At 39.1% G+C, this 22,842-nt stretch carries 16 protein-coding genes and 1 riboswitch; of the genes, 6 read left to right on the top strand and 10 right to left on the bottom strand.

Annotated features, from left to right (window positions below; all coding sequences use genetic code 11):
* Window position 1: 1 nt before the first annotated feature.
* Complete coding sequence (locus tag JOC49_RS01820; protein WP_243423548.1) at window positions 2–988, bottom strand: FecCD family ABC transporter permease; 987 nt, start codon at window positions 986–988, stop codon at window positions 2–4.
* Window positions 972–1,859 (bottom strand): ABC transporter substrate-binding protein, encoded by an 888-nt coding sequence (locus JOC49_RS01825; protein ID WP_204661610.1) that lies wholly within the window; start codon window positions 1,857–1,859, stop codon window positions 972–974. Before JOC49_RS01825 ends, JOC49_RS01820 begins: the two co-directional genes overlap by 17 nt.
* A 106-nt stretch (window positions 1,860–1,965) precedes the next feature.
* Window positions 1,966–2,146: riboswitch (cobalamin riboswitch) on the bottom strand.
* A gap of 259 nt (window positions 2,147–2,405) precedes the next feature.
* Between JOC49_RS01825 and JOC49_RS01830 the strand changes: the two genes are divergently transcribed.
* Window positions 2,406–3,878, top strand: a complete 1,473-nt coding sequence (locus JOC49_RS01830; RefSeq protein ID WP_204661612.1) for a methyl-accepting chemotaxis protein — start codon at window positions 2,406–2,408, stop codon at window positions 3,876–3,878.
* A gap of 59 nt (window positions 3,879–3,937) precedes the next feature.
* Here the strand turns inward: JOC49_RS01830 and JOC49_RS01835 are convergent, their stop codons facing one another.
* Window positions 3,938–4,759, bottom strand: a complete 822-nt coding sequence (locus JOC49_RS01835) for a methyl-accepting chemotaxis protein (RefSeq protein ID WP_341534641.1) — start codon at window positions 4,757–4,759, stop codon at window positions 3,938–3,940.
* A 395-nt stretch (window positions 4,760–5,154) separates the two neighbouring features.
* Here JOC49_RS01835 and JOC49_RS01840 point away from each other — a divergent pair.
* A protein-coding gene (locus JOC49_RS01840) for an IS3 family transposase (protein WP_204661615.1) occupies window positions 5,155–6,304 on the top strand; the annotation gives its coding sequence in 2 pieces (ribosomal slippage) (window positions 5,155–5,426 and window positions 5,425–6,304; 1,152 coding nt in all).
* A gap of 98 nt (window positions 6,305–6,402) precedes the next feature.
* Here the strand turns inward: JOC49_RS01840 and JOC49_RS01845 are convergent.
* The 5 genes from JOC49_RS01845 to JOC49_RS01865 form a co-directional block, all read right to left on the bottom strand.
* On the bottom strand, window positions 6,403–6,924 hold the full coding sequence (locus JOC49_RS01845; protein WP_204661617.1) for an HAD family hydrolase: 522 nt from the start codon (window positions 6,922–6,924) through the stop codon (window positions 6,403–6,405).
* The gene (locus JOC49_RS01850; RefSeq protein WP_204661619.1) at window positions 6,921–7,865 is read right to left on the bottom strand and encodes a DNA-processing protein DprA; all 945 of its coding nucleotides are present in this window, start codon (window positions 7,863–7,865) and stop codon (window positions 6,921–6,923) included. Before JOC49_RS01850 ends, JOC49_RS01845 begins: the two co-directional genes overlap by 4 nt.
* The gene (locus JOC49_RS01855; RefSeq protein WP_204661620.1) at window positions 7,865–8,485 is read right to left on the bottom strand and encodes a hypothetical protein; all 621 of its coding nucleotides are present in this window, start codon (window positions 8,483–8,485) and stop codon (window positions 7,865–7,867) included. Before JOC49_RS01855 ends, JOC49_RS01850 begins: the two co-directional genes overlap by 1 nt.
* Window positions 8,486–8,642: 157 nt before the next feature.
* Window positions 8,643–11,702 (bottom strand): UvrD-helicase domain-containing protein, encoded by a 3,060-nt coding sequence (locus JOC49_RS13175; protein WP_204661622.1) that lies wholly within the window; start codon window positions 11,700–11,702, stop codon window positions 8,643–8,645.
* 65 nt (window positions 11,703–11,767) lie between these two features.
* Window positions 11,768–12,001, bottom strand: a complete 234-nt coding sequence (locus tag JOC49_RS01865; RefSeq protein ID WP_204661624.1) for a single-stranded DNA-binding protein — start codon at window positions 11,999–12,001, stop codon at window positions 11,768–11,770.
* A 706-nt stretch (window positions 12,002–12,707) separates the two neighbouring features.
* Between JOC49_RS01865 and JOC49_RS01870 the strand changes: the two genes are divergently transcribed.
* The 4 genes from JOC49_RS01870 to JOC49_RS01885 all read left to right on the top strand — a co-directional run bounded on the left by JOC49_RS01870 (window position 12,708) and on the right by JOC49_RS01885 (window position 16,697).
* Entirely contained in the window at window positions 12,708–13,763 is a 1,056-nt protein-coding gene (locus JOC49_RS01870; RefSeq protein ID WP_204661626.1) for an AAA family ATPase, read from the top strand.
* Between the two features lie 438 nt (window positions 13,764–14,201).
* The gene (locus tag JOC49_RS01875) at window positions 14,202–14,642 is read left to right on the top strand and encodes a hypothetical protein (protein WP_204661628.1); all 441 of its coding nucleotides are present in this window, start codon (window positions 14,202–14,204) and stop codon (window positions 14,640–14,642) included.
* Window positions 14,635–14,925: a hypothetical protein gene (locus tag JOC49_RS01880; protein WP_204661630.1), complete on the top strand. Its 291-nt coding sequence runs from the start codon at window positions 14,635–14,637 to the stop codon at window positions 14,923–14,925. Before JOC49_RS01875 ends, JOC49_RS01880 begins: the two co-directional genes overlap by 8 nt.
* Window positions 14,926–15,008: 83 nt before the next feature.
* A complete protein-coding gene (locus JOC49_RS01885) occupies window positions 15,009–16,697 on the top strand; it encodes a recombinase family protein (RefSeq protein ID WP_204661632.1) in 1,689 nt (562 codons plus the stop codon).
* A 262-nt stretch (window positions 16,698–16,959) separates the two neighbouring features.
* On the opposite strand, the gene JOC49_RS01890 is transcribed toward JOC49_RS01885, so the two are convergent.
* Together JOC49_RS01890 and JOC49_RS01895 are read right to left on the bottom strand one after the other, a co-directional pair.
* Complete coding sequence (locus tag JOC49_RS01890) at window positions 16,960–21,555, bottom strand: CehA/McbA family metallohydrolase (RefSeq protein WP_204661634.1); 4,596 nt, start codon at window positions 21,553–21,555, stop codon at window positions 16,960–16,962.
* A gap of 25 nt (window positions 21,556–21,580) precedes the next feature.
* Window positions 21,581–22,714: a YibE/F family protein gene (locus tag JOC49_RS01895; RefSeq protein ID WP_204661636.1), complete on the bottom strand. Its 1,134-nt coding sequence runs from the start codon at window positions 22,712–22,714 to the stop codon at window positions 21,581–21,583.
* Window positions 22,715–22,842: the final 128 nt, after the last annotated feature.

Consider the following 22,842-nt stretch of genomic DNA (forward strand, 5'->3'; position numbering starts at 1 on the left):
GTTAACGCCTCCTTTTATTGAAAAAAACCCACATGAAAAACGGCGCCCCAATAAGGGCTGTAATCGCACCTACAGGCAATTCTCTCGGTGAAAGTACTGTTCTGGCAAACAAATCTGTCAGCACCAAAAAACTCCCGCCAAATAAAAAGCTAAAGGGCAACAAAAACCTATGATTTGAGCCCACAAGTTTGCGAATCACATGAACCACAACCAAATCAATAAACCCAATGGCACCTGTAAACGCTACCGCGCTTCCTGTAAGTAGCGATGCATACACAAGGACCCGCCTCTTAACTTTAGGGACATCTACCCCCATGGAAAGGGCCTGTTCATCTCCCATGGCCATGACATCAAGTTCCTTAGAACGTCTTAAAATTCCCACTGTCCCCACGATTAAAAAAGGGATAAACACACGGAGTTCGCTAAAACCATTGGCTCCCAAAGAGCCCATTTGCCAATGAACTGTTTTTTCTAAAGTTTCTTTGGACAAGGCCAATATAACGGTTAGAACGCCATTTACAAACAAGGAAAAAACCATCCCTGCAAGAATTACAGTCTGATTTTGCATGAAAGGATCAACCCTTTTTGCAAAAGCCATTACAAACAGGACCGTTCCCATTCCAAACAAAAATCCAACCGCCGGTATGCCCACTGAAAAAAAGTTGAACCCCGTCAAAAAGTAAAGGCTAACACCCAGTGAAGCACCCGCACTAACCCCCATTGTGTAAGGACTTGCCAATGGGTTGTTTAAAGAAGATTGAACAGCAGCACCGCTGATCCCGAGGGCACCACCCACTAAGAATCCCATTAAAACACGGGGCAAACGAATATACCTTAGTATCAGTGCTTCTTTTCCCAGTTCCGTATCAAAAAGGTGCCAGATGGGAACCCTGACACTACCTGCCAAAATTCCCAACACCAAACTGAATACGACACCTACTGACAACAGCACCAGAACTTGCCACCGCCGTTTACTCATTGAAGACATCTGGATACACCAATTTTCCAAGTGCCCAAAGTGCTTCAACGACAGTTGGCGCAGGCTGTGATGTTAAATCGCCATCAATAAGCACCACCTCAAAGTCACCAAATCCATCTCTTGATAAGATTTCCTCAACTGAGTTTTCCATATAAGTAACATTTGTTACAATAATATCCGGTTCACGGTCCAAAATATCCTCTACGCTTGGCGAAAACCACCCAGTTTCAGACGCAAAAATATTCTCTGCGCCAATCAGCTCTATTAACTCATGTTGGAACGTTCCATTTCCTGTCGTAAAGATACTTGGCATTGGCGAAATTTCAAAATAAACTTGCTTCTTGTCAGACACTTCAGCTGCCTTCGCCTTCACAGCATCAATCCCATCTTCCATCTCACCCACAATGCGCTCAGCTTCATCTTTTAAATCCACCACATCCCCAATGAAGCGAATGCTCTCATAAATCCCATTTATGGAATCCGCAGACGGAATATAAACCACTGCAATCCCAGCGTCTTTCAAAAGTTTAAATGGGTCTTCATCCCCTGTTCGGTTATGCCCTGACGCAATAATCACATCCGGCTCAAGCGCAACAATAGACTCAATATCTGGATTTTTAAAATCGATTTTCAAAAATTCGCCTTCTAAACTGTCATAGTTGGAAATGCCAACAATTTTCTCTTTGAGTCCAAGTTCTACCAATATTTGTGTGTTCGAAGGCGCCGTTGAAACAATTCGCTCAACTTTGCCATTAAGTACGACTTCATTGCCTTCTAAATCCACAATTGTTCTGCCCGCATCGGCGCAGCCCCCCAGTGACACCATTAGCACCACTAACAGTACCACCCCAATCCAATGTTTCTTAAATCCTTTCTTCATAAAAAAACCTCCTTTTAATATAAAAACACCCACTCCCTAACAGGAAATGAGCGTCTAATTACACCAAAAAAAGGTTTATCGTCCGCTTTATCTCATTACCCAGGAGACAGCAAGTCATCATTTGGCAGGTCTACTGGCTCGTACATCACTCTACTTTCCTGTCCTTCCCGTTATAAACAGTGGATTCTTCAGGATTTCGTCCGTACTTACAGTTGCTGGGACAGCTAAAGTTTTACACTTTATTCCCTATTAAGCCCGTCAAGGGCACCAACAATGAAATCTTAAGTTGTGGATGTTTCTCTGACAAGTATAATCCACTTCCCCCCAAAAATCAAGGGTACCGCTTTAAGTGGTTCAAGTGGGACAGTTAACATAACTTATTGAAAAGTCACACTCACTCTGTTTACAGGGATAGACCCCTGTTCCATATTTGGTAATTTTCTGATGTAACAATTTACTGGTTTGATTGAATATAAAGTGGCTATTAGTGTATAGTATATATATAACAATTATTCCTTATTTACATTTCGAAAGAGAGGCTGCTTTATGGTAACAAATGACCAAAAAAGCCACTTTAAAAAAGCAAATCGATTCATCGTCATTTTAATCCTTGTTATTTCTGTTATTTTTACGCTCCAAGGACTTCTTTTGGAAGGCATTTCTTATGCCCGCCTTGTCCTAGCTGCTACAGGTTCAGCATTTGCACTTTCTGCATTGGTATTTTTCATTAAAATACCGGATACCATAAAAAACAACATAATCTTAATCTTTCCCTTGATAGCAGCTACATCGCTCTCACATATCAGAGGTGGCGACTCAAGAATGTTTATTGTGTACGCACTTGCCATTGTGCTTTCCACCTTATATTTCAATAAAAAAGTTCTAATCATAAATGTAGGCATCTTATTTTCCACCCTGATTTTCCTATTTGTTGTAACGCCAGAAAGTCTTTTAGGTCAAAACTATGAACTCAGAGACTTTATTATTCGATTGGGAATGCTCTTAACCATTGCCATTTCCAGTTATTTTGTTACAAAGTGGGGCAACGATTACATTCAGGAAGCAAAGGAAAGCCAAAACCTCTCTGACAAAGCATTTTCAAAATTAGAAGCTTCAATGGATAACATACAAAAAGCAATTCACGTACTGGACTATGAAACAAATAAGACAAAGTCTGATATCGAACAAGTGGTTTCAAACAGCAACGCTCTAAGTCATGCAATTACTGAAATTTCAAGTGGGATTGATGAACAATCAACACGTACGGATACCGTTTCCAATCAAATCGAAAAGGCAAGCCACCTCTTAGATAAAATGGTGAAAATAGAAACATCGATGACTGAATTAACACAAAAAAATCTAGAAAATTTGAATCAAAATCAAGTCAATCTAGACGCCTTTTCAGAACAAATGACCCTCATAGCAGAGGTGGTCGCCTCCAGTGCAGAAACCGTTATGCTTTTAAACACCCATATCAAGAAAATTACTGAGGCAATCCAATCCATTGAACAAATCTCACAACAGACAAACATGCTTGCACTTAACGCCTCTATTGAAGCTGCTCGAGCAGGTGAGTCTGGACGTGGTTTCTCAGTCGTCGCAACAGAGGTTGGAAAACTAGCAGAAGAAACAAATCGCAGTTCTCAATACATCCAGACCATATTAGATGACCTAACCCTTTCCAGTAATGAAGCCCTTGAAAAAATTAACTCTGGAAATGATGCTGTTCAAACAGGAAACACTTTAATAAAAACGCTGAATTCTGATTTTGATCACATGCAAAGCACATTTGACAATCTTCAGGGCAATATCAAAGACCTTTCAAAAGGAATGGGGTATTTCAATTCTGATTTCAAGATTGTCCAAAACGAGCTTTCTGAAATGAACAAAATTGCCAGTTCACACGTTGCAAGCATTGAAGAAATTCTATCAAATACAGAAACTCAAGAAAATAGCCTCCTTAAAATCAAGGAATCCACAGATACAATCGCAAAATTGAGCACCAATTTAAACAATTAGGCACTCAAAAACCTCCAGAAATTTCTCCGGAGGTTTTTAAATGCACACGATACATCCTATTAAAGTTTAAACCGATCAATCTTCTCATTTAGTACCTTTATAACACTGTTCAAACCTTCTATGGATTCTACAACATGGTTGATAGACTCTGCTTGCTGGTATACTGTAGACGAAATTTCTTCTGTCCCAGCAGCAGATTCTTCAGACACATTGGATATATTTTCAATAGATTGTAAAACAAGGTCTTTATCCGAATCAATCTCCATTACAGAAACGTTGGTCTTTTCAATGTTTTCAATCACCTTAGAGACGACATTTCGAATTAATTCATAAGATTCAACAGTCGCCTCAAGAGACGTATTGGTCTCTTCAAGCACATGGTTGGTATCCTTCATAGAAGACTCTGTCGTCCCAATAACGGCAATAATCTCACCTATTATGTTTCGAATCTCTTCAGCCGCATTGCCACTTTGTTCAGCCAACTTTCGAACCTCATCCGCAACCACAGCAAATCCTTTTCCATGCTCACCAGCACGCGCCGCTTCAATGGCTGCATTCAGTGCCAGCAAATTCGTTTGTTCGGCTATTGAATTGATGGTGTCAACAATCTCGCCAATGCTATGAGACTTAAGTGTCAGATCATTAATTCGCATGGCCAACTCCCTGGTATGGCCCAAACTTTTACTGGCATCATTAACTTGAGACGTTGCACCTTGGGCAATTTCCTCAACCGCTTTTGCAATTTCTTCAGAAGACAAATTCACCCGATCTACCGTCTCAGTAATAACCTCACTCGACCCTCTAATTTCGTGTTTGAACTTAACAGGGTACCGTTTTAGGTGGCTCAATGGGGGACAGTTAACATAACATATTTCGATCACGTCCCCCTTCTCCCCACTGGCCAAGAGCATCCTCCCAAATATGGAGATTAACCAGTGTAACAATTTACTGGTTCAATTAAGCCACCTAAAACGGTACCCTGTTAAGGTTTTTCATCTCACTAACTCACAAAAAAACTCCCACGACCAAAATGCAAGTGGTCATAAGGACAACTTGTGAACTGAGGGTCAAAGGTAAACTGAATACGGTAAAAGTAAGAGAGGCGCTATCACGACAGTGGATAGCGCCTCTCTTACTATAATAATCAAGTGATTATTGTGGCTTAAAACCATAATTAAGATACCATTTGATTAATATATTTTGTCAATAATATACAATTTTATAATGCTCCCATAGGGTGAGACACAAAGTCCGAAAAATAAGTTATACTGAGAGCATGGAAAAGCGAAATCATTACTCACCCGAATTTAAAAGCCAGGTCGTTCTGGAGGTTCTCCGGGAGGAGGCCACGGTAAACGAAATAGCCACCAAATACGGCGTTCATCCCGTCATGGTCAGCCGCTGGAAGCAGGAGTTTGTCGAGCGAGCTTCAGAAGTCTTTAAGAAAGGCCCTTCCGAAGCCGAAAAGAAACTCGAAGCCGAGCAGAAGCATGTCGCGGATCTTGAGCGCAAAGTGGGCCAGTTGACCTATGAGGTGGACTGGCTGAAAAAAAAATCTGACGAACTGCTCGGACCTGGATGGAAGAAAAAAATGCGTTGATCCCAGTGATGGACATATCAGCATCAGCCGGCAAGCGGATTTGTTGGAAGTCAACCGCAGCAGTCTTTACCGAAGACCCAAGCTCCGTCTTGTATCCGACGAGGAGCTTCATCTTATGCGTCTGATTGACGAAATCCACACAGATGAGCCGACCTATGGCTACCGGACGATCACGACGATTCTGAATCGGAATCCCAATATCCATATCAACAAGAAGCGTGTCCGGCGGATCATGAAGGACATGGGCATCTATGCCATCTATCCAAAGCCCAATCTCAGCAAGCGGTATCATCAACAGTATGTTCGGCCGTATCTGTTGAGAAAGCTTCCCATTACCCGCCCGAACCAGGTTTGGGGCGTGGATATTACCTATATCCGACTGAACAAGGGATTTTTATACCTGTTTGTCATCATTGACTGGTACAGCCGATACATTGTGGATTATGAGCTATCCAGCACCCTGGACAAGTCTTTTGTGCTGGCCTGTTTAAAGAGGGCTATCTCAAACGGCAAACCCGAAATCATCAACAGCGACCAAGGCGGTCATTTTACGAATCCGGATTACATCAATCTATTGGAATCCAATGAAATCAAGGTTTCGATGGATGGCAAAGGGCAGTGTCTGGACAATGTGAGAACGGAACGATTTTTCCGGACTTTGAAATATGACCGAATTTATATAAATGAGTACGAAACTCCAAGGGAAATCCGAGCAATGCTCAATGAATACATTCTTAAATACAACGACTATCGGCCACATTCCTCTTTGGGAGGAAACACCCCTTCGGACTTCTATCTGCCGAAATGCAGAGTTCAAGTCGCATAGATCAAACACGAAAGGAGCTTAACTTATTTCTAAAAATTCGTGTCTTGACAGAGGGGAGCATTATATTTGGGCAACTCATAGGATTGGTGTTGTCCACATTATACAGATATTACATTCAGGTTTAACTGATGCAAATCTTGAATTACTCTCTGATTATCTTCGTAAAAAATCAGGTGTTCAAATCCGCATTCAAGTATTTCGCAAATTTTCTCGATATCCTTAACCACTTCAAGTTTACTGCTGAATAACACTTTCTTAAATCGATTGTAAATTTTGTAGTGCTCTAGAATTGCAAATACTCTAGTCTCATCAGCACTTGTCCATAGAATACAGAGTTCAACATTTTGATCTTCCAAAACTTGAATTACAGATGTATTTGGCGACGTATTCTTCAAGTTATTCAAGAAGTACTTTTGCTTCAATTCAATGATTTTATTTTTTTGAAAGTTATTAAGTTCCGGATATCTGCTTAAAATAACATCTCGAGTTATCCTTTTACAATCACTAATTGTTGCAAACCCTAGTTTTTTCAAAGCGTAATTGTAAGAATCATTGTTTAATAAATCTGTATATACCAGTGTATTATCAAGATCAAATATATATCTCTTCGTTATTCTCATAGTAGTGTCAACTGTTCAAAAATATATGGTTCCGCATCAGACAATAAATTTGGATTTACTAACGATTTGATTTGCTCAATCGAACTCGGTATCAGAATCTTTACTTGATCCGCACCTTTGCTATTTACAAAATCTTTGTTTAGAGCAAACTTTTTATTGTCTTCATCAGTCTTGCTATTATACATTGCATAACGGTCTACTTCATACTTCCTTGCAGCATCCATTGCATGACGTGAACCACTATCTCCTTCACCTTTTCTATAGCTCGCTATCAAAATAATGGCTTTTGAAAACATTGCTTGTAGTCTATCTCTTTCAATAAATCGATTTATAGCTTCATGTTTTGATGAAGCCTCTTTATAGTATTCTGAAATTAACAGCCCTCCTTTTTTAACAATCGATTCTGCGAAATCCCTATTTTCAGCGGGGTACACTTTACTTAACTGGGAGGGCAGAATCGCAATTGTCTTTCCATTTGTCTCCACGCTAGTCTTATGGGCAATTGTATCACAACCGATTGCTAATCCACTAACTATTATAAGATCATTTTTGACCAGTCTTCTTACAATGTCAGTCTCTCTTTTAATAATGTCCTCATCAGGATCTGTCAGGCCAATAACAGCAACATTCTTATTTAAATCACATAGCAATGTTAAATCGCCTTTATAAAATAACAAATATGGTTTGTCTCCATTATTTTTAACCTTTCGGTTAATAAATGGAAACTCATCGTCGTAAGCACAAACGATTCCTTCTTCACTATCTATTGAATCAAGTTCACTTGACATTTTTTTGGATGCCTTAATAACTCTTTCATCACTCAATACTTCCTTATTAAACTGTTCTCTATCTGCATAGTTCGCCCAAAATTGTGCATTTGTTTTCACTATCCCACACTCTTTTGCGGCAAGTACCCTTAATGCAATATCTGAATACTTCATTAGATCCTCCTCGTGTACCCAATTGAATAAAATATTACTTTATTCGCACCATTATCAAGTAATGCTTGGATACAATCTTCATCTATATTAACATTTCTCGTATAAATGTCATCGATAAGAATAATGTTCTGATTCATTATTCTACTTTTGTCTATTTGACAAGTATCAACCGTGATGCCTGGATATGGTTCATCACCATCATTTGGAATTCCAGTTGCAGTACGCAGATGGGTTGTACGAGTATTTACTACTCGTTTAATACAATCCGTTCCATCAATTACGCCATGAATATTATTAGCAGCAATTCTTATTGCTTCTCTTAACATTAGCTGTGAATTCAAGTATGATTTCAAAGACTTAGCTCTTGGCACTCCAACAAGCATGCAATTTGACCAACAACTGTCTGTTAAAATTTCCGGAATATCCTCTATCAAGATTCCTATAACCTTGTCCCTTGCTTCAACTAAATTTCTATGTGGCTCTGAATCGAAGGTGTTTTTCAAGGTGTTCAGAAAATCGGGGTTACCCGGTTGCCTAAATCCCGTATAGAGCTGATGATAATATCCAGTAGTATTTCTTTTTAAATAATAATTCCTTTCAATTATGAATTCGTTACTCATGATATCCCCCTTAAATCAAATATTGCTATGTTTGAATAGATTTATTTGAGTTCCCGCTCACTAATCATACGAAACAGGAAACACCACCATTTGTTTTTGTGATCCTTTAACACAAATTATGCTTCAATAGATGTCCAATAAACGTCTCTGTGATTTTTTATTCAATAGCAACTACATACAATTCGTTTAATGCTCTCGTATACGCTACATATTTTTCGTTTTGAGTCATCTGATGTGGCAATGCATAAACTGTTTCAAATTCTAGTCCTTTAGCTAGGTTTATTGGGATGACATTTAAGAATCCTCTTCTTACTTCACACTCGTCATCACTAATCACATTAACTTTTTCATTGTCATCAAGAAGATATTTTGATTCTATACTCTCATACAATGCAATGTCTTTGATGATAAACGCGATTCTGTCAGTGCCGTTAAGCTTAATCTCAGAACTTAACTTACTTATATCGCAGTGTTTTACAGAACCATCAATTCCAATTGGCATCATATCAATGGAAAATTCTGAGTTTATAAACTCTGTTATCTGATGTGCGTTTCGGTAATTTTCATTAATACCAAAAGTCACCCAATGGTTGTCCACAATTTGCTTAACTTGATCTTCATTCATTCCCTTTGGATTGATACTTTGCTTTATGTCACCAAATAGATCGAATATTGCACTAGGAAACACCTGCTTATATAGTGATATTTCAGTATATGCATAGTCCTGAAACTCATCAACAAATAGTTGTGTACGTTTATCATGTAGGCTATTGAAAATTGCATTGCATCCAACCAAATGCAGAAACACTTCAAATTCATAAGTCAAGTTGCAATCGATTTGATTATCTTTCTTTATCTCAACAATCATTTGCTGGATAACTTCAGGTAGGTAATCATTGCTGCGCCTATTAACAAACCTTTCAAATCGGTTTATTTTCTCTACAACTTCTTTATACTTGTTCAATAATTGCAGTGCAGTGCCATAACGAATGCCAAGATGTGGGAATCTGTTTAAGATGTCTTGATTTCTGTCGTTGTGGTAAAAAGCTCTAAATACATCACTAAATATATTATCCGCGATAGATACTTCATCTGTATTAATCCCATTTTTTTGTTTATAGACTGTTTTTTCAGATAATGTCCAGTTTTTAATCAAATGTTCTAGTATGTCTTTTTTGCCTTTCAATGTTTTGTCATTTGCATTTGCTTTTAGAGAATCATTAATGCTTTGCAATTTTTTCGTAGCATTGTTCATAGGTAAATTTGCAACTGTCTTTTTTACATCCTCATATATACTATTCAATAATGCGTTCTTCTCATATGCATCCGAAATACTACCTAACACTACACCGTCTTCACAAACTGACCTATATTCATCTAGCAATCTCGCCTCTTCTAGTTCCAAGAACTTCTCTCGTTTTTCACTACTAGATAATACAATTGCAGTGATGTCTCTCTTAAACGTTTTTATGAAACTGTCACTGTAAACAAGTTTAATTAAATCAGCATTAACAAATGTGTTCGATGTGATTTTTCGGAAATCTAAATCAGTACAGACATCGTTTTGATTGTAGTACTGTCTTATCAAACTAGCATTGAATAACCCAATTGCCAGCCTATTCGCTGAATTAATCTTTAACGCACGCGACAGCTCATCGTTTTCCAAGTTCAACAACCTTGTCGGAGAAATTATATAGATGCTCTTAATATCAAGATCTTGATTATTAAACACCATATACGAAAGGCGATGCAGCATGATCATTGTCTTTCCAGAACCAGCGCACCCCAAAACAAGCATACTTTTCAACTCGTTGTAGGTAATTATTTCATACTGATTTCTTTGTATTGTTTGAATAATATCGTGGGTCTTCTTATCTCCTCTGTTAGCACTAATGACTTTTAACAGGAATTCATCAGAAATCACGTTATCTTCAATATCTCTATTGCCATAGTTTCCTTTTTTAGAGTATTTATCAACGAATCCACAATAAATACCTGAAACAATCTCAAAATCCCGTACTAGCGAAAGGTTTCGCTCTTCATTCCCAATATAGATATTATACTGATAATACAGATTGCAGATTTTGTCTCTCCAATCTACAACCAGGTTATCAATTGCATTCTTACCAATATAAAACTTCAAATTCTGGCCGTGATCAACCCTAGCAAAATACGGATTATTTCTAATCTCTCGCCATAAATCTAACTCTCTCATTGCAACTTGATGCTGCTGATAAATCGATGAATCATAGCTATCGGAAAAATCATTGAATCCATACTTTATGAGTTGCTCTTCATCTTTTGCACTTTTCAGATTCTTATCAGCGATTTCACTTACTCTAACAAAATACTGTTGTTCTTCAATATCCTCGTGTGCATTGTTGGGATTTCTTAAGAACTCTTCTCGCTTTAAAAGTTTGTCCGTTTTTTGTATAAACAGATGTTTGCCAATCGCATCTGGATATGCGAAGACAGTAGTCTTTGCTTCGCTATTAAAACTTACATGTATATAGTTCTTAGATGAATCAAACTCAACAAATACACCTTCCCCGTATATGTCATGATAGAGAGGTGTCTCGTTCTTTTTAAATCCCCCGGATATTTCAATCTCCTTGATTTTTTCAAACCGTAGTTTTTCTTGTTTCTGCTGCTCTTCTTCTCGCTTTTTTTCTAATTCAATTTTTTCCTGTAATCTACGCTCTGCTTCCTTTTTTCTTTGGATTTCTATCTGCTGTTGCCGCTTTCTATCCTCTTCTTGTTTCCTTTGAAGCTCCAATCGCTCTTGTTGCTTACGTTCCTCTTCTTGTTTCCTTTGGATTACTATTTGTTCTTGCCGTTTACGCTCGGCTTCTTGTTTCCTCTCAAACTCGATTTGTTCTAGCCGTATACGCTCAATATCTTGTTGCTGTTTTAGTTGCATCTGTTCTTGACGATTTTGTTCCTCTATTTGTGTCTGCTGTTGTACAGCCTTGTTTTCTAATGGATTTGAAACAAACAAGGTTTTGCCGAGGACAGACTTATCACGTTCATGCTTCTTAAATTTATATTCAACAATTATTGTCTTTTCCTTAATCGCGCAGACTGTCACCATCTCTCCATTTTGAGCAAATAACTTCTGTCCGGTTCTAATTCCTGTCTCTATATCATATGTGGTATCAGCTTCATTTTTTGCTTCTACCACAGCCTTTTTTCTCTTAAAAAAATCGAAAAAACCCACATCGACACCCCTTTTTCTCAAGTATGATGAGTCTGTTTTGCATTGATAAAAGTATTGACTTTAAATCAAACGCAAACATATCTCTGCTGCCCCGATGAAGTCTTTTCAATCGGAACAACCCCTATATCATCTGTCTTTATATAGTTGAGAAATAAGGTGCCAAGGAGTAAACGATCACTTCTTGAAATCCGGTTCCATTCATACCCTTTGAACAGATCCCTTAATAGGAATACTTCACCAGATAACAGATTTGATACTTCAGCCTTTGCTTTATCTAATAATTCATTCACAGTTGGCATTTTCTTACCTCCCAAAGGAATAACAACATCAACAACATTGTTATATCAATTTTACTCCTGTGAGAGGTTTTTAACAAGAAGATTCAACAATAACTGGAAATTTTCTGTTTGAAGTATCGATTATAGCGATACAATTTATTGAAATAAACCGTAGAGAAACCAACCCAAATCAGAAAACGGAATATAATAAAGGTAGTGAAGTATGATCTTTTATAGACATGGGTGATTAATTTTTTAACTGAAAATAATATTTATGAGGTGTACAGATGCCCTTCTCAACGTGGAAGTATATGAGGGTATCTTTTTTTTGCATTTTTTCCGCTCAACATTGCTTCCCATCGTGGAAATAAGTGAGGGCATAAATTTTCTGGTTCACAATACTACGATTTGTCATGGAAAATGATGAATATTTTTTGTAGGACATCCATTTCATCGTGGAAGTAAGTGAGAGGAAAATTCATTCCGTACAACATACCTTCTCATCGTGGAAGTATATGAGAAGAAAATTTTTGTATGGTAGCCGAATTTTTGCCTTTAGTAGTGAGGGGCAAAATTATTTTTTATCCAACCACACATTTCGTCGTGGAAATAAGTAGAGATACTTTTTCTAGTCTGGTTGTCAAAATGTCTTTCTTACTGCCTATACAGTAAGAGCTTCTCTCAACTTCAGAAAAAACAAATCAAAAATCAAGGAGGAATTACCAAAATGAAAAAACGATTCAATACCATCGATGGTCAAACGTTAATGACCATGCCACTTCAGCCATTAGATTTTATCATTGAAAATCTTTTATCAAAAGGTCTTCACATTCTTGCAGGCTCACCAAAGGTGGGAAAAAGTTGGTTAGCCCTATGGCTTGCTGTTGTCGTCTCTAAAGGTGAAGACATTTGGGGCAATAAAGTAAAACAAGGTGACACTCTCTATCTTTGCTTTGAGGACAGTCAAATCCGAATTCAAAATCGTCTGTTTGAAATAACAGATGAAGCATCTGCTGCGGTTAACTTCTGTACAGAGCAAGCAACATTAGGCGGTGAATTAGAAGAACGGATCAGAACTTTTGTGGAAGAGCATCCAAACTGTGTTTTGATTATCATCGATACCCTTCAAATGATTCGTGGATCTTCTACTGATAACAGCTATGCCAGTGACTACAGTGAATTATCTGTTCTAAAAAACATCGCAGATGAACTTGAAATCGCCATACTGCTCATTCATCATCTGAGAAAAGAAAATGACATCGATCCGTTCAATCGAATCTCTGGTACGACTGGGATTCAAGGTGCAGTAGATTCTAATTTTATTCTTTCTGAAGATGTTCGCGGTAGTGGTCAGGCGAAGCTGTATTGCGTGGGTAGAGATATTGAGTACAGAGAAATTTGTCTGAAACGAAATGAAGAAAACATTTGGGAAGTGGTATCTGACAGCTTTAAAAATAAAGATATGCTGCTCCATGGCATTGTCCTTCTCATTTCTGATTTTATGAAAGACAAAGAAAGCTATACGGGATCGCCAACAGAGTTATCGACCCTGCTATCTGTTCAAAGCAGTGATCAAATTTCTTCAAGGCTTTTGTCAAAACACATCAGACTGAACCTTGAAGAACTTCGCAAACGCTGTATCTATGCGGATTTCAAAAAGAGTAATGGCAAACGCATTATCTCGCTCTCTATCATTAGGGACGATAGTGTCGATAATCAGGGGACTTCGATAGGTGCTCCCGATAATGACCCTTATGACCCTGTGGAAGTGAGTAGTAGCTAATCCTATTCAGAGAAAAAAATCATAACAACGATTATTTGCCCCTGTGTGGAATATTTCTAGAGCCGTTGGCATCACAATGCCTGATGCCGATTATAATCGAAATTCGGGGCATTTGTGAGCCGGAAAAACGGCAGAAATGAGAAATGGCACAATGGCGTTATTTGAAACTGCCAACTCACCACCACTAAAAATGAGTATTAAAAATTAGCAGGATAAAGCATGGTGCTGTAAACGCCCCTTGCGATCACATCGGACGGCAATGCCGACCGATGAAAACCCCACCAATTGGAGCTTCTAAGAGAAAACCCAGTAATATCAAAATAGTGCTGTAAATAAGCATTTTGGACGTTGTCAGTGCTGTAACTAGACTCAAAACCCACAGATACGCCATTTACTAGGTGCTGTGCAAGGTGACGTTAATAAAAAGGAGAGATTTATATGAGTACACAGAAATATGAAAACAAAGAGCGTGTGAACGCATGGCTACCGCCATCTATGATTAAAAACATGGAACTACTTTGTGATCCAAACAACATGAAAAACAAATCTGAATTTATTTATAAGGCGGTTGATTTTTATATTGGCTATTTAGCCAGTCAAAATAGCACCACTTATCTTTCTAAAATTCTACTGGATGCCATTGATGGAACGCTTAAGATGACTGAGAATCGGCAATCTGCTAACCTCTTTCGTCTGTCTGTTGAAATGAGTATGATGATGAATATTCTTGCTGCAGGGCTTGAAATTAGTGATGAAGATTTACGAAAACTTCGAGGTAGATGCGTTTCAGAAGTCAAAAGAAACCGTGGAAAAATCAATATGGAAGATGCCGTCAAATACCAAATGGGACTGGATTTGGAGGAGGAATCGAATGAATAAAAGAACTGAAGCACAGCACTATCTAGAAACTAAAATCCTCGGAGCATATGAAACAGCTGAAGTTGTTTGGAAGAATGACACCGAAGGAACATACCATAGAACCTTTGACGATACAGCTATTTTAAACGATGGAAGTCAGCATGTTGTAGAGAGATATATGGATATTGAAGGTCGAACTTTTAGAGTTTGTTCTGTTTTTCCTACGGTGAAGCAGTCCACGCCTACAGAAAAATTATTAACCCTAATTGATAATACCCTTGAAGAATCATTAAAAAAGGCTTGATTTCAATAGCTTTGTGGCAACGTTTGCGGTATCATATGTGGTACCGTATTCAGTTTGCCATAAGAGAAAAGGAGGATTTACAAATGGCAGACAAAGAAAAATACACCATACTTTATGGAAGGCTGAGTCAAGAGGATGAGCGTGAGGGGGAATCCAACAGCATTCAAAATCAGCGATTAATACTAACCGCATATGCAGAAGATAAAGCATTTGAGAATTTAAAATTCCTATACGATGACGGTTATTCAGGAACAAACTTTAACAGACCCGCTTGGAATGAAATTATGTCTCTTATTGAAAATGGACAAGTTGAAACCCTTATTGTAAAGGATATGAGCAGACTTGGGCGTGATTATCTTCAAACAGGGCAGCTCATGGAGATTGTGTTTCCAAACTATAAAGTACGATTTATCGCTATTAACGATGCTGTTGATACCCTGTATGGAGACAATGATTTTGCGCCCTTTCGCAATCTGTTCAACGATTTCTATGCGAAAGATTGCAGTAAGAAAATCCGAGCTGTTAAGAAAGCACAAGCAGAACGTGGTGAAAGAGTTGCAACAAAGCCACCTTATGGTTATGTAAAAAGTCCTGACAATCCCAAACTGATTGTTCAAGATTTTGAAAGTGCTGAAGTGGTTCGCTACATTTTCAAGCTGTGTTCTGAGGGTAGAGGTCCAAAGCAAATTGCAAGGAAACTGAAAGAGGATCAGATTTTAACCCCTTCAAACTATTACTACAAGCATAATGGAGTTGCCCTGACAAACCTTGATACCACAAGACCGTATAATTGGAGTGGCAACACCATTGCCAATATTTTAGAAGATATCACCTACATTGGTCATACCGTTAATATGAAGCACACGACTGTTTCTTACAAAAACAAAAGACAAATTGTAAGACCTGAATCTGAATGGCTAGTTTTTAAGAATACCCATGAACCGTTAATCACTCAAGAACTGTGGGATATCGTTCAAAGTATTCGAAAGCATAAAAAACGTCCACCAAAGAAAATGGATACGCCAAATATGTTTTCTGGACTGGTATTTTGCGAAGATTGCGGTGGTACTTTAGTGCTACATCGAGCTCATACGATGGAATCTACTAAAAACAATTTCATGTGCTCCACCTATAAAAAGCGTGGCAAAGAAGAATGTACTTCGCATTATATTAGGGAAAGTCAGCTAACTGCAATCATCTTGGATGATTTGAAACGAGTGACTCATTTTGCAAGACAACAAGAAAAGCTGTTTGCAGAACATATCAATCAAAGAAATTCTTTCGAAACACGGAAGGAGCTTACAAGACTTCAGCGTGACCTTGACAATATGAAGCGGAGAGACACAGAGCTTACAATCCTATTCAAACGACTTTATGAGGATAATGTCCTTAGAAGAATCCCAGATGAACACTTCCGAATGTTGTCTTCAGAGTATACAGATGAGCAAAAAATTCTGAGAAACAACATACCAAAAACAGAAGAAAAAATGGAAAAGCTGAAAAATTCACTCACGAATGTCGAATTGTTTATTGAGAAAGCAAAACGATATATAGACATCACAGAATTGACTGCAGAGTTATTACACCTCTTTATAGGTAAAATTGTAGTGGGTGAAAAGGCTGAAAGGTATTCAAGAACAGCTGAGCAATGCGTCTGGATTTACTATCGTGATATTGGAATACTCGATGATGTCACTAAGGAAAATGATATTTCAGAACCTGATTATGAATTTATTGCCGATGGGAATGGTGAGCTAAGGCTTGTAATTTAGGCAAAACAAAAGCGGACAGCCGTAACTGTCCGCTCAATGCCACCATTTATTCGGTAGGTTCAGAAAGTATCCTTATGAACACTACCATAAATCGCAGGAGATTTTTTAAAAAGAACCACTAAGTTATATAATTCATGTTTTACCAGAATTGTAAGCCCTCTAAAACACTCTAATTTAAATCCTTATAGCGTTTAACAATCTTCTGTTAACTGTCCCTGGAAAAACCACTTAAAGCGGTACGCTTAGTGCATTAGGGGTACGCTTAGTGCATTAGGTTATAAAGTGCTTGTAGCGTTTCTGCATGTGTTATGTTGCGGTTTGGCGCAAGTTCTGTTTCTGACACACCATTGAACGTGCCTGTGTTTAAAACAGTTGAAACCGCGTCGACAGCATCAGCAGGGATGAGGTCTTTATCAGAATAAGTGTCCAGGCGATTGTCATAATCAACTGGTCTTTTATTGACTTCAAGGAAATCTGCAAACACAAGCATTGCCTCTAGACGTGTAAGTGTCTGATTGTAAACAGACTCGGACCAGTCAATCCCAGTGTAGTCTCTGAAGAATTCCACATAAGCCTTGAAATCACCTTTTGTAACTGCAGCGTCTGGATCCATAGTATCCATATTAACCAAATCGCCGAAATCACTCATAAAACGAATGGTATGCTCACTCCAATGACCAATAACCAATGACTCAGGCTCAGAAATCACAACATCGGCCCGGTCTCTCACTCGAATTCTTGGTCTAACAGCATCAATTGACGATAGACCAACAGCCGTAATCGGTGCATCTATCACAAGATTTTCAATCTCTTTGTCTTTGGTAATGTAGCCATCAATAAAGACACGGCAAGTTTCGCCAGAAGCATCTGTAACATAAATACTTTCCACCACGCCATTTACCAAGTCAATTTTTGATACACGACCTGAAACCTCAACCAAACTGCCAAGATAGGTTGCTAACTCAATAGCTTCAGCAGTGGCTTTAATTGGTTCAGGAAGGGCCTTAACCGCTTGATCTACAATCGTAATCTTTTCAACATTCAGTTGACGCTCGCCATTATAAGAACTTGTTGTTCCTGTAATACGAACAGTTTGACCCGCCTGTAAATCTCCTGCTACAGGGAAAACATTAATTCCTGCACTTGCATCCTGAACATAAATCGTATCGAAGAACGCAGTCTCTTTATCATAACCAGAAGCATTTGAAGTGGCAATTCCCTCAATCGTGAACTTTTCGCCTTCTTCAGCAGCATGAACAGCCTTAATATCAGTAACAACAACTGGATTAACAGAAGCAACCACATTTTCTAAAATCGTAAAGTTGCTATAAGCTGGTGTTGAATAGCTGTCCAAAGCAACTTGAATCTCAAAGTTACTCATAAACGCAGCACCTGCAGCAATAATCGTTGCTGATGTTTCCCCATAGGATACCGTCTCTGACGCAGCTACCATATGCTTGTTATCGTATTTAGGAACTTCAACGCCTTCAATACCAGTAGTGCCATCACCATCACTATCAGACGACTCACTGGTTTCAAACCCATAAACCATTGGATTTACAGTTGCAGCAAGCGTTTTTGTTGGCATGCCTTCACCATCTACAGCATAAATAGATGCCCCGCCATAATTGGAATAAACCTGCTCTCCAGGAAGAACACCTTCCAAGAAAGGATTGTCTAAATTGTATTCTTCAAGGTAAAGACGCTGAGGTTGTCCACCATTATTCACATCATCCTTAATCTGATCATCTGCAATTCTAAGGCTTGATCCAAGCGCCTTAAGCAAACGGTTTTGCTGAGCAGACATTTGATCTTCCGCTGGAAGCGCGTAAGGTGTTCCATCCGTATAAGCTTCATAATTCTCGTAATAATCACTCCACCCTGTTACAATTACAGTTTTTCCAGATTCCGCAAATGCTTTAATCGCTTCAATCTCTTCATCTGAATAATTGCTGTAACCCACAAGGAAATCACGACCATCCCGGCGTGTAGGCGGTGTAAATATCAACATCTCATACTTATCATTTTGAGTTGCCGCAAGAAGGGCTTCACGCGTCTCGAGCTCAACAACGCGAACATCGAAATCGACCGCCATAGTGGCAAAATTGCCCATGGAATCCTTATAGTTCCCACGTACATACTCATTGTTATGACTTGCATCAATACCAATATAAATCAATTTTTCACTGTCTCTAACATTAAGTGTGGCTGTCTGTGTAAACTGACGTGACTCACCATTTACTTCAATAGTAGCCGTAAGCACAACTGTCTCAACGCGTGCCTCACTTGGTGTATAGTCTAAACTGTATTTGTAAACGCTTGCAGAATCAATTGGTTGATTCAGCGTTTCAGTCTCAACCACATCACCATTGACAGAATAAGACATCTCTTTTACAACAGCCGCTTCAAACTCATTGTTAAAAAGCGTCGCTTCCAGTGTTAGCGCTTCATTTGTAACAGGCATTTTAGTTGTCGTATCAAAAGAACTAACGCCCACTAACGGTGCTTGACCAATCCATACAGGAGCCGTTACAGCTATATGCTTATCCGCTTGTGTCACACGCACATAATAATATCCTTGGTCTGGTTCAAGTTCAAAGTCCCATTCTACTGAATTGTCTTCAAATGATTTGCTGGCAGCAATTCGACCGCCATTTGTAATAATATCAATTTTAGAAATAACATCTGCATCATCTGGATCACTTACATTTACAGAAAACTTCAACGCCTCAGTTGGCACTTCTGCAATAATAGAACCCAGCATTTGGTCATTTACAGTATATGTGATGTTTAAATTATGATCTTCAGTTGCATAAACGGACATATTCTTGAGCCCTTTCAACAGGCCATCTTCACTAAGTGTATCCGTTATAATAACTGTACGTGCAGTATTTGAATTTCCCCACTTACCTTTATGGTTGTCTTGGTTGTTGGTAGGGGCAACATGCCAGCCTTTATCAAGGGCTTTCGTATATTCTGCATAACTTGCAAAATAGCCACCTGAATCAATGGCACCTTCACCATTACCCACCTCAACAGCTACCATTTTGTTGTCATAAGATGGTGACCAGTAGGCAAAATCAGAAAATGTTCCAAAAGTTGTTCCAGGATGGTTAAATTGAGATAAGTTTGCCATCGGGTCTGTATCTTGAATCAGCATGTCATAGTAGGCCTGCATGCCTGCATCATTTGACTTGCTATTAAGATCATTATTATTTCGGCTTACAAGACCATCTGAATTAAACGTGTTGATGTGTCCCGGGCCACCAGACCATGTCATTTCAAAGCCAGGAAGCGTAATGGCTTTTCCGAAATTATCTTCATTGAAGTCACGCATGGTTTGAACGTATGTGTTCCACTTTTCTAAACTTTCAGGTGTCATCAACGTCTTGTCGTTAAGTGCTTCTGCTGGATTTGCCGCTGAAGTTGTATCAAAATAGTTGGAGTGATCGGTAATCGAAATAAAATCTACACGATCTGATGCAGAAATTGACTTCAGGTAGGTGAGTGCATCTGAAAGTGTACCCGAACCATCTGAATACTCTGCTGTATGGGCGTGAAGTTGTCCAAAGAAAGGACGAGCTTCAGGCGTTCCAACAATAAAGTTCCAACTTTCCACAGATGATTTCCCATCCGCTCTGGTTACAACAACCGTTGCCTTATATTGTCCCGCTTCTAAATCTGAAGTTGCATACGCATACAAGCCTTCTTCAGAACCAGAAGCCATCTCAACAGCACTAAGGACTTCAACATCATCTTTTGTAAGTGTAAGTGTTACCTCTGGTGCAGTGCCTTGGTTTATAAGCTCTACAGAAATTATTGGCGCATAATCATCTTCTGTAATGGCATTGCGTTCAGGCGAAAGCGCTACAAATTGCGGGGTGCTGTCAACTTCAACTGAAACCTTATCAGAAACTGTTTCAAGTTCTGCAGCATCCACTGCCTTTATGGTAAATTCAAGTGATTCTCCAGTTGCCGGGATTTCCGTTCCTGGAATTGTCAGTTCATAAACACGATCTGCTTCATCGAACGTCATCAATTGATCTTCTTGACCCACGTTCCCCACAGCATAAGATGCGTAAACACTTTCGATACCCTTATTATCAGCTGCTTTAACTGTAATCGTATAAGGAAGATTTGGTTTAGCCGCAGGATAAAAGTCATTGAGTTCTACAACAGGTGCCTTTGTATCTGTCACCACATCATATACATGGTAACCATTGGTATCACTTGGACCTGTATAAAGTTGAAGTGATGTCTTATAGGTTGCAATCATTGCATAAACATCCACAACATCGCCTTCTTCCACCAAAACAGGATATGGAATTGCTTTATAGATGTTGATGCTGCCAGTAGCATCCGTAATTTGCGTGTTGCCACCACCATCATATTCACCCAGTGTCACATCCTTGATTTTAACAAGTCTGCCTAAATGATTTAGACCATTTTCCATAATTTCAGCAACGGTCATTTCAGCTGCCGGAATCACTTCAGAAGGCCCAATAATCTTTGAAGATTTAATGCTGCCAATCTGTGGCAATCCATTGTAATATTGGAATGTTCCAGTCAGTTCAATCTCATCCCCAATTTTCGCGCCATCTGGTGCCGATCCATACACATAAAGGGCATAGACTTCACCGTCAATTTCCGCGTGAATCACTGGATTGGAGTAAGAAGTTGCAAAGTAAGCCAACGTCCCCCTAATTGTCACGTTCTCTGTGCCGTCTTCAAGAGCAAGTGCCTCTTTAATGGTATAGACCGCACCTGATTCTTCCGCATACACTGGTAGACCCATTGAGGTTACAGTGAGCATTAGAACCATCAGCATACTTAATACTTGTTTTAACCGATTGTTCATTGCAGATCTCCTTTCGCCTATAACTCTATTTTTTTGACCCGTACACACTAGCCCCCAAGGCTGCCACAAGCGGAACCGTTAGTACGATTCCAATGGACCCTGCTAGACCCTGCATGATTTCAATTGTCATTAAATCACTATTGAAAATCTGCCTGTACGGATAATCAAACACTCTAAAGAGCAGAAGCATATTCAATGATGCGCCTGCAAAAGCCAAAATCAATGTGTTGGCCATTGTACCCATTGCGTCTTTTCCTATATTAATGCCCGATGCAAAAAGGGCCTTTGTTTTAATCTTTGGATGAATTTTTTTCATTTCTTCTATTGCCGATGATATGGTAAGCGCCACATCCATCACTGCCCCCAGTGAGGCAATCAAAACACCACTTACCAAAAGGCCACTTATCAACAACCCATCATCTGCCGCCCTAAGAACCAACTCTTCTGCCTCAGACATATTGAAACCATTGATTGGCGTCATAATTCCCGCCACAAGCGCCACTAGCCCTGCTATCGTAACCCCACCAACACACCCTGCTATGGCCACATAAGTCTTCTTTGAAAATCCATTGAGGGCCACCAATGACACAAAAGTCGTTATGGCAATGAGCACAATTGATGCTGGAATCGGATGTACCCCCCGTTGAACCAGCGGCATCAAGAAAAACCAAATGCTGATAATTGTAAACGCCAATCCTACAATAGCAGAAAGCCCTTTTCGACCACCAATACCAATGAGGAGTGCCGAAAATAAAATCACCATACCAATCAACATGCCGCTTCTGTCATGCCCATTAATGGTAACAATAAAAGGGGTCCCCTGATCGTCAACATCCATGCGGACAATAATCCTACTGCCTTCCTTGAGATCAACATTTCCATAAGCACTGAGATAATTTACAGCATACAGTTCAGTCCCTCTAAACGCACCGCTGTCAATTGTCACTAAGATTTCCTGCATCCCCAGCCTAAGCCCCTCAGTCCATGTATCTTCACTGGCCTTATCTGAAATCACCTGGGTCACATGTGCCTTCTCAAAAGTATACTGACTCGCTGCAGTGGGCACATCGCCTTCTTTGGGTTGATTCAGCCAGACCATAAATCCTATATATAAAAGTATCCCGATACTCAACAAAATCCACTTGTTGCGATTTTTCATATATCCTCCGTTGTTCGATTTATCATATAGTTAGAATTGTTTGAATTGTTACACCCATTGTAAAATTTTTATGAACACCCGTCAATGTAAAACGCACGTATTTGTAGAGACTCCCTAAATGGGTACCG

The organism is Fusibacter tunisiensis (assembly GCF_016908355.1).
Classification (GTDB): Bacteria; Bacillota; Clostridia; order Peptostreptococcales; family Acidaminobacteraceae; genus Fusibacter_D; species Fusibacter_D tunisiensis.